The following is an 8,193-nucleotide window of genomic DNA, read 5'->3' on the forward strand; positions in this document are numbered from 1 at the left end:
AAAAAGGCGTAGATTCATCATCAAAAAAACTGTCAATAGACGGTAGGGGGAGTTGTGTGTCTTAGCTCCGTAGGATTTTCACGGTAAAGCGGGAATCCAGGAGAGGGATTAGCGGGTGTAAGTTTCTAATGCGTTTGCCCTGGCGGTAGCACTTGTAACAACCAGCCCTGATAGGTTATTATCTAACTATGATATTTCCTAAATTTACAACAACCGGTATTGGAAGTCTGCCCCATGAGGCGATACGAGGAGCGTGCGCTGCGATAATAGAACACTTTGATATCCCGTTTTGGCCTCAACTGCCCAGGCGGGCCTTCACCGAATCCATGATACTGCAGTACACAGAGGGGATGCCATTTGTAAAAATCGATGATTCAAGAGAACGCGTATGGATAGAACGAGCAGACGACGACACCCCGCTAAGGCAATTCTATGAGGCATACAATACGGAAAGACCAGTTTCTGCCATATCGGAGCCCTATGCCGCCGGGTTTTATGAAATGCTCATGGAAATACCAAAAATGCCGCTTATGAAAGCAGGCAAAAAACTTCCATTTGTCAAAGGTCATATAACAGGCCCGCTAACATTTACCCTTGGACTAAAAGACCGTGACGGCAGAGACATTTTCTATGACGAAGAACTCAGGGAAATCGCTATCATGCTGCTGATCTCAAAGGCCGCGTGGCAGGTGGATAAACTTAAGGAACTGGCAGACAATGTAGTAATTTTTATCGATGAACCGGTGCTGTCTTCGATCGGCTCAAGTACGTATTTAGGGATTTCTGAGGTAGAAATCAAGAGGCTTTTAAAGGAAACAATCGATGGCGTGAAACAAACCGGGGCAGTCACCGGCCTGCACTGCTGCGGCAACTGTGATTGGCCTATGGTCTTTGACGTTAAGCCGGATATAGTGAATTTTGATGCATATGGGTATTTTAACACCATAGAGATATATCGTGAGGCGATGGCCGATTATATTGCAACAGGCGGGACAATGGCCTGGGGTATCGTCCCTACGACTGAAGCAATAAGGACAGAAGACGCCGATGGGATAAAGAGGAAATTCATGGACTGTTTCGAGAGGCTTCAGAAGTATGATAGCTCACTTGTTTCTAACATTATGCTTACCCCGTCATGCGGTACTGGTTCGTTAAGCACTGAGGAATCAGACAAGGTGTTTACCATTCTTAAGGGATTGAAGGAATTCCTCCTTACGCAGCCCGCAGTAGTGGGTGATTCAGGGAGGGAATAGCGATATTTATATCTATTGAAGGCATAGAGGGGGCGGGCAAGACTACTCAGGTTCGTTTGGTCTCAGAGCAATTACGCACCGGGGGGATTGATGTAGTTGCAACGTATGAGCCGGGGGGCTGTGAAATAGGCAAGAGGATACGGGAAATATTACTCGATAAGAGTTTTCAGCAGATGGCTCCACTGACAGAACTCCTGCTTTATAACGCGGCAAGGGCACAGCATCTGGCTGAGGTCATTGTCCCTGCTATGGACAGACGTGCTGTTGTCATAACAGACAGGTTTACAGATTCAACGCTGGCCTATCAGTGCTATGGCAGGGGGCTTGATGAGCGCCTCGTAATGGAAATCGACAAGGCAGCAACCGGAGGTCTTCGCCCCGATATGACTGTCTTACTTGACCTGGCGCCCAGTGTTGGACTTGGAAGAAATAAAGATGCAAAAAAGATAGACCGGTTTGAACTGGAGTCAATAACCGTTCACGAAAAGGTTCGCACGGGGTTTCTTGAATTAGCAAAAAGGGAACCTGCACGCTTTAAGATAGTCAATGCCTCGGCAGATACTGCCGTTGTCACAAAGACAATAGTTGCGGCAATAGAGGAGAGGCTGAGATGCCGTTAAACGGCTTAATGGGGCAGCAGAGGGCTGTGAGAATCCTTGGCGGGATGCTAAAGACAGGCAGGATAGTATCGGCTTATTTATTTACCGGCCCGCGCGGGGTGGGAAAGACAACTGCCGCTTTTTCATTTATAAAGGCAATGAACTGTGAAGATAGTGACTGCGTAAGAGAGGGGAATTTTTGCGGGCAATGCCGTTCCTGTAAAAACACGGACTCACTTGTGCATCCAGACCTGAAGGTCATGGCCCCGGAAGACGATGTTAAGGACAAGGCAGCAAAGGCTGTCAAGTCTGAACAAAACAAGGAACAGAGCAGGGTCATTCAAATAGATCAAATCAGAGAGGCTGGTGAGTTTTTGTCAACCAGCGCTATGCAGTGGAAGGGGAAGGCAGTGATAATTAAAGATGCTCATGCGATGAACCCCAGCGCAGGAAATGCCTTTCTGAAAACCCTTGAAGAACCCCCCGCTGGCAGCATAATCGTGCTGATAACCCACATGGAGGAAGCACTGTTGGACACAATAAGATCGCGGTGCGTAAAGATACCCTTTGTGCCGCTTTCTTTTAGAGTACTTAGTGCGATAGCTGAAAAACATGGCATTGCGGTAACGGACGACCAAATCAGCCTGTCAAACGGAAGTGCCAGGGCCGTGTTAAATGAAGCGCTTGTAAACGGGCGCGACAGGGCGCTTGCGATGTTTACGGCAATGGTAAGCGGTAAGAAGACGCAGCAATGGAAGGACAGGCAGGAGATGTCCCTGTGGTTTGAGAGCGCGATGGTATTTCTTAGGGATATGGCAGCGTTGAAACTGGGGCACACAGCCTTAGTAAACATGGACAAGAAGGCAGAGTTTACCGCTCTGTGTAAGGCTGCTGATATCAGTGTGATAGTAGATTGTTATGAGGTATTTTTTAGTCTGAGCAGATATTTTGCGCTGAATATTAACAAGGGTATTGTGTTTAACTATACAGCCTCAAAACTGAGAGACGTGTTTGGTGTTTCAGAAAGAGGCCGCGCTAATGCGCTTTATGGTGCGTATCATAATTCACCTAAAGAAGGGGTTTATTGAATATGCCTACAGTTGTTGGTATCAGATTTAAAAGATGCGGCAAGATATATGATTTCGAGACAGACGGGCTGACCGTGAATGTAGGGGATTTCGTCGTAGTAGAATCGAGTTTTGGCCTGACCATAGGAAACATAGTTATAGGAGAAAAGACCATTGAAGCTGCCGACAAGGAACTCAAGAAAGTCCTTCGCAGTGTTACAGATGAGGACATAACCGCCAAGGCAGACAACGACTTGCTTGAGCAGGAGACAAGGGAATACTGTTTGGAGAGGATAACTGCACGTGCACTTCCTATGAAACTGGTACATACGGAGGTGACCCTCGACAGGCGGCGCATAGTGTTTTATTTTACGGCAGACGGCAGGATAGATTTCAGAGAGCTTGTCAAGGACCTGGCCTCAAGATTCAAGACACGAATAGAAATGCGTCAGATAGGCGTAAGAGACGAGACGAAGATTATTGGGGGAATTGGTATCTGCGGCAGGGAGGTCTGCTGCCGGACATTTCTATCGAATTTCGCACCGATTTCTATAAGAATGGCTAAGAAGCAGGACCTGGTTTTAAATCCCGGTAAATTATCAGGGCTTTGCGGCAGACTAATGTGCTGTCTGGGTTTTGAGGTGGAAGATTTTCAGACAGAGGATACCATAGTGATAAAAGAAGATACGATTCTTGATGATTTCATTGTAGAAGAGAAGGACAATGTTTATGTTAACATGCCCAAACCGTCACAATCTAAATACCGTGACAGGCAAGACAAACAACCCGCTATAATAGATATAAACGGCGGCGGGGCGTCAGAATCACAGGTTGATAACACTGCAGAAATATCGAAAAAACGTGACCACAGGAAAAAGTACTTTACAAAGAGGCGTTCCACCGCATCTGCCCCAAAAGAGACATCTGAGGTCAAGCCAGCAAAGGCAGAAGGCCGTGTAAGCGCCCCGGCACAAGAACAGGTAAAACAGGAGAGCCTTCCTGATTCGCCCAAAGACACCAGGACGCCGCCAGAGGAGAAAAAGCCTGAAACCGGCGAGAAAAAAAATAAATGGAGATTCAGGAAGTTTAAGACTAAAAAGAAAGAGTGACACCAATGGAGGATATATTCTAAACATGGAAGGGAAGTCTTTTTATGTAACAACCCCTATATATTACGTAAATGATGTCCCGCATATCGGACATGCCTATACAACGGTTGCGGCAGATATACTGGCAAGGTTCAACAGATTGATGGGCAATGCTGTGTTTTTCCTCACAGGTACGGACGAACACGGGCAGAAGGTGCTTAAAGCCGCCTCTGACGCCGGATTATCCCCAAAGGAGCACACAGACCAGCTCCATGGGAATTACAAAACACTCTGGGCAAAACTTGACATTACAAATGATGCCTTCATAAGGACTACAGACTCAGGCCACATAGAGATAGTTCAGGAACTCCTTCAGCGGCTCTACGACAAGGGAGAGATTGTAAAGCGGCGCTACGAGGGCTGGTACTGTACGCATGATGAGCGTTTCTGGACTGATAAAGATGTACAGGACAGGAACTGCCCGGAGTGTGGCAGGCCAGTTGAAAAAATAGAAGAAGAGAATTATTTCTTTCTGATGTCAAAGTATCACGATGCCCTTGTAAGGCATATAAAAGACAATCCCGGTTACATAATGCCCGAAACGAGGAGAAACGAGGTGCTGGGGTTCTTAAGGTCGAATGCACTTGGGGATTTATGTGTATCAAGACCAAGCCAGCGGCTCTCATGGGGCGTGCCGATGCCGTTTGACACAAACTATGTGACCTATGTGTGGTTTGACGCACTGATAAATTATTACTCCGCAACTCGATATCTTATTAACGGGGCTGCTGATAAAAAAGGCTGCTGGCCAGCATCAGTTCATCTGGTGGGAAAGGATATTTTAACCACCCATGCGGTGTTCTGGACTACCATGCTGATGGCGCTTGATATACCGCTTCCAAAGCGTCTGTTTGCTCACGGGTGGTGGACTACCGAAGGCCGCAAGATGTCAAAATCGCTTGGCAACGTAGTTGACCCGTTTGAAATGGTTGAAAGATACGGGGCGGACGCCATGAGGTATTTTCTATTTCGTGAGGTAACGTTTGGCCTTGATGGGGATTTCTCTGAGGGGGCGCTGACGGGCAGGATAAATACCGACCTTGCCAATGACCTGGGGAATCTTGTCAGCAGGTCATTGGCTATGCTGAATAAGTTTTTTAACGGCAAGGTACCAACGCCCGACGCGGTTGAGGCAGAGTTAAAAGACCTCGCTGAGGGGATTCTATCGAAAATCGATGGTCAGTTGGATGAGCTTTCCTTTCACAAGGCCCTTGATGAGATATGGACGCTCGTAACATATCTAAATAAATACATTGATACGAATAAGCCGTGGGTGCTTGCCAAAAATAATGAAACAGCAGGCAGACTGCGCACAGTGATGTATTCACTGATGGAGGGTATCAGATTTGTAAGCCTGTATCTCTATCCGTATATGCCTAAATCAATGGGCAGGCTTTACAACCGGTTGACAGGGGAAGATATATTGAAGGTAAACCTTCAAGCGGTAAGCATATGGGGCTTGACAGAAAAGGAAATGCAAATACAGGAACTAGAACAGCTATTTCCGAGGATTGAAACGGAAGCAAAGACGCAGCCCTCCGGTAAACCGCCTGCTGCTAAGACATCTTCAAAGGAGGGGTGCTTGGAAAACGTAATAGATGTTATAGATATAGCTGATTTTGCGAAGGTAAAACTCAAGACAGCGAAGATAATGGGAGCTGAGGCCGTCAAGGGTTCGAATAAACTTATCAGATTAACGGTTGACTCCGGTGAAGAGCGTCAGGTGGTGGCAGGCATAGGAAAACACTACAAGCCAGAGGAGCTGATTGGCAAGACAGTGGTAATAGTGGCAAACCTCAAGCCTGCAAAACTCATGGGTGTGGAGTCACAGGGGATGGTGCTTGCCGCCTCGGACTCCGAAGGGCTGACGCTGATAACAGTAGATAGAGAAATCCCTGCCGGAGCGCTGGTAAAATAAAGGCTGAGAATGGCTGCCGGGTGGGAACGAACATACAGAATGACGCCAGAAATTACATCTCAATACGTGTGACAACCCCTCTGAGTTTATCTGCGGGCAGTTTATAGAACTGCACAAAAGACGGTGTGAGGCGTTTTATGATGGAAAATATCTTCCAGATGAAGTTATTTGTTACGATATCTTCCATGCCGTAGAATATAGTCTTTTCGTTGATACCATGTGCCATGAGCATCTCCTCCATGTCAAACACCTCCATGTAGCCCATTTTAATAGTAAAGCTGCGAAGACCGGGGGCAACCGGGGTATTTGCACACCCCATCAGGCCGTATGGCTCATCTGTCTGAATCATTGAGACGATTACGTTGTCCTCATAAACTATACCGGCCTTAAGCATAGTCCCTTCAACATAAGGCGGGATGACTTCAATGTCTCTGGCAAAGAATAGCACGGTGCCTTCGATTTTGCATTTTTCTTTATAAGCAAATTCGTATCTTCTCAGAAATTCCTTAAGAGGCATGGGTTTGAGGCGTTTATACAGCCTCTTCTGTCCTGATATATAAATCACTATAATTGAAAAAGGAATAAGTGCAATAATTATAGACCAATACCCGCCATGAGGTATCTTAAATGTGTTTGACAGGAGAAATACCATGTCTACACAGGCAATACAGAGGGAAACTATCGATAGTGCGTATTTTTTCTTCAGATAGAATATCCACGTCATAAATATACCCGTTAAGGTCATCGTCCCCGTAACGGCCAAACCATAGGCGGCTGCCAACTTGCTTGATTCCTTGAATAAGACCATGATAAACACCACCGCAACGAGCAAAAACCAGTTTACAAAACCGATGTAAATCTGAGACCTGAGTTCTGAAGACGTGTAATCTACCTTGAACATAGGCATAACGCGCGTGGTGATGCCCTGATAGACAATGGAAAACATCCCGCTGATCATGGCTTGAGAGGCGATTACAGTGGCAGCGATGCTGAGTACTAAAAACGGTATATAGAGCAGTCGTGACTGGCTGAAAATCATCTCGAAAAGGACGTTTTTTGTGTCTGGATGGTGCAACAGATATGCCCCCTGCCCGAAGTAATTTATCAGCAGGGCAAAGAATACGAAGTACCATGCGCGCAGGATTGGCCTCCTGCCCAGGTGTCCCATATCGGCGTAGAGCGCCTCACCTCCTGTTGCACAAAGCGTTACCTCAGCGAGGATAAAAAAGCCGCCTACCCCTTTTTCGATTAAAAACTTTATGCCATAATACGGGTTTAGTGCCCTTAACACAGAAGGCATTTCCATCAGGGCGATAATCCCCGACACAGTAAGGGCTGCAAACCACACTAACATCAACGGCCCGAAGGCACGTGCAACTTTCTCTGTGCCTTTTCTCTGATAGAGAAACAGGAGAATTGCTATTACCGCGGCAATTGCTATAAGGGTCTCTGTCTTAATGGCCTCGTAATCTGGAATCAGGCGCAACCCCTCTACGGCGCTCAATATGCTTATTGCCGGGGTTATTACGCCATCTCCAATGAGCAGCGATATGCCGACGATTGACAAAAGGCTGATAACTGCAACTTTGCCCTTTGATTTTACCAGATGAGTCAGGATTTCTTTTAAGACCACCGTGCCGCCCTCGCCCTTTTTACTCAGGCTCATGGCAAGCCACGCGTACTCCATCATTACAAGCACAACAAGGGTCCAGGCAATCAGTGACAGGATGCCTATGACGTTGTCTTCTGTGGGCTTAGTAAGAAGCACTATGACGGTAAGCGTATAGATTGGGGACGTGCCTATGTCGCCGAAGACGAGGCCTAATGATTTTATCATACCCGAAATTGGGCCAGAAACATGACCAGATATTGAATCAGATTCCTGTGAGCCTTCTTTTTCAGTATGTTTCATTTTAGTAACAGACCAACCACTTAGTTAAGGCCTTTTTGGGGCATCTTGTTTCCATAGTTATTTCATCAAATGTACATTTGCGAATCTGACGATACACAGCACGTAGTATGCCAAAATAGATATAATATTGTCCAGTGCAAAGATTGTGGTGTCAATTCAAAAACAGTAGTGTCCGGTTAAAATAAAGAAGGCTGGGAGATATGGTTTCTGATTTTAGAGGCATAGTAGTTTTTAAAGGAGAGGATGTCAATAAGGCTGAATCTTTCGAATAAGGCTTCAGCAAGGATTCTTGATAG

Annotated in this window: 6 protein-coding genes; 5 read left to right on the forward strand and 1 reads right to left on the reverse strand. The window is 46.3% G+C overall.

All coding sequences use genetic code 11. The annotated features are described in order from the left end of the window. The first annotated feature begins 188 nt into the window (after window positions 1-188). From ASN18_RS06190 to metG, 5 genes are read left to right on the forward strand one after another with little or no spacing between them, the layout of a single operon-like run. Window positions 189-1,253, forward strand: a complete 1,065-nt coding sequence (locus tag ASN18_RS06190) for a uroporphyrinogen decarboxylase/cobalamine-independent methonine synthase family protein (RefSeq protein WP_157072862.1) — start codon at window positions 189-191, stop codon at window positions 1,251-1,253. Then, entirely contained in the window at window positions 1,250-1,873 is a 624-nt protein-coding gene (gene tmk, locus ASN18_RS06195) for a dTMP kinase (RefSeq protein WP_085051881.1), read from the forward strand. Before ASN18_RS06190 ends, tmk begins: the two co-directional genes overlap by 4 nt. After that, window positions 1,864-2,940, forward strand: a complete 1,077-nt coding sequence (locus tag ASN18_RS06200) for a DNA polymerase III subunit (RefSeq protein WP_085051882.1) — start codon at window positions 1,864-1,866, stop codon at window positions 2,938-2,940. Before tmk ends, ASN18_RS06200 begins: the two co-directional genes overlap by 10 nt. 2 nt (window positions 2,941-2,942) lie before the next feature. Next, complete coding sequence (locus ASN18_RS06205; protein ID WP_085051883.1) at window positions 2,943-4,028, forward strand: PSP1 domain-containing protein; 1,086 nt, start codon at window positions 2,943-2,945, stop codon at window positions 4,026-4,028. Window positions 4,029-4,053: 25 nt separating this feature from the next. After that, the gene (metG, locus tag ASN18_RS06210) at window positions 4,054-5,985 is read left to right on the forward strand and encodes a methionine--tRNA ligase (protein WP_085051884.1); all 1,932 of its coding nucleotides are present in this window, start codon (window positions 4,054-4,056) and stop codon (window positions 5,983-5,985) included. A gap of 52 nt (window positions 5,986-6,037) precedes the next feature. Here the strand turns inward: metG and ASN18_RS06215 are convergent, their stop codons facing one another. Continuing rightward, window positions 6,038-7,822, reverse strand: coding sequence for a KUP/HAK/KT family potassium transporter (locus ASN18_RS06215; RefSeq protein ID WP_353740364.1), 1,785 nt, complete (start codon window positions 7,820-7,822; stop codon window positions 6,038-6,040). Between the last annotated feature and the right edge of the window lie 371 nt (window positions 7,823-8,193).

The sequence above is a fragment of the Candidatus Magnetominusculus xianensis genome, assembly GCA_001541255.1.
Lineage (GTDB): Bacteria > Nitrospirota > Thermodesulfovibrionia > Thermodesulfovibrionales > Magnetobacteriaceae > Magnetominusculus > Magnetominusculus xianensis.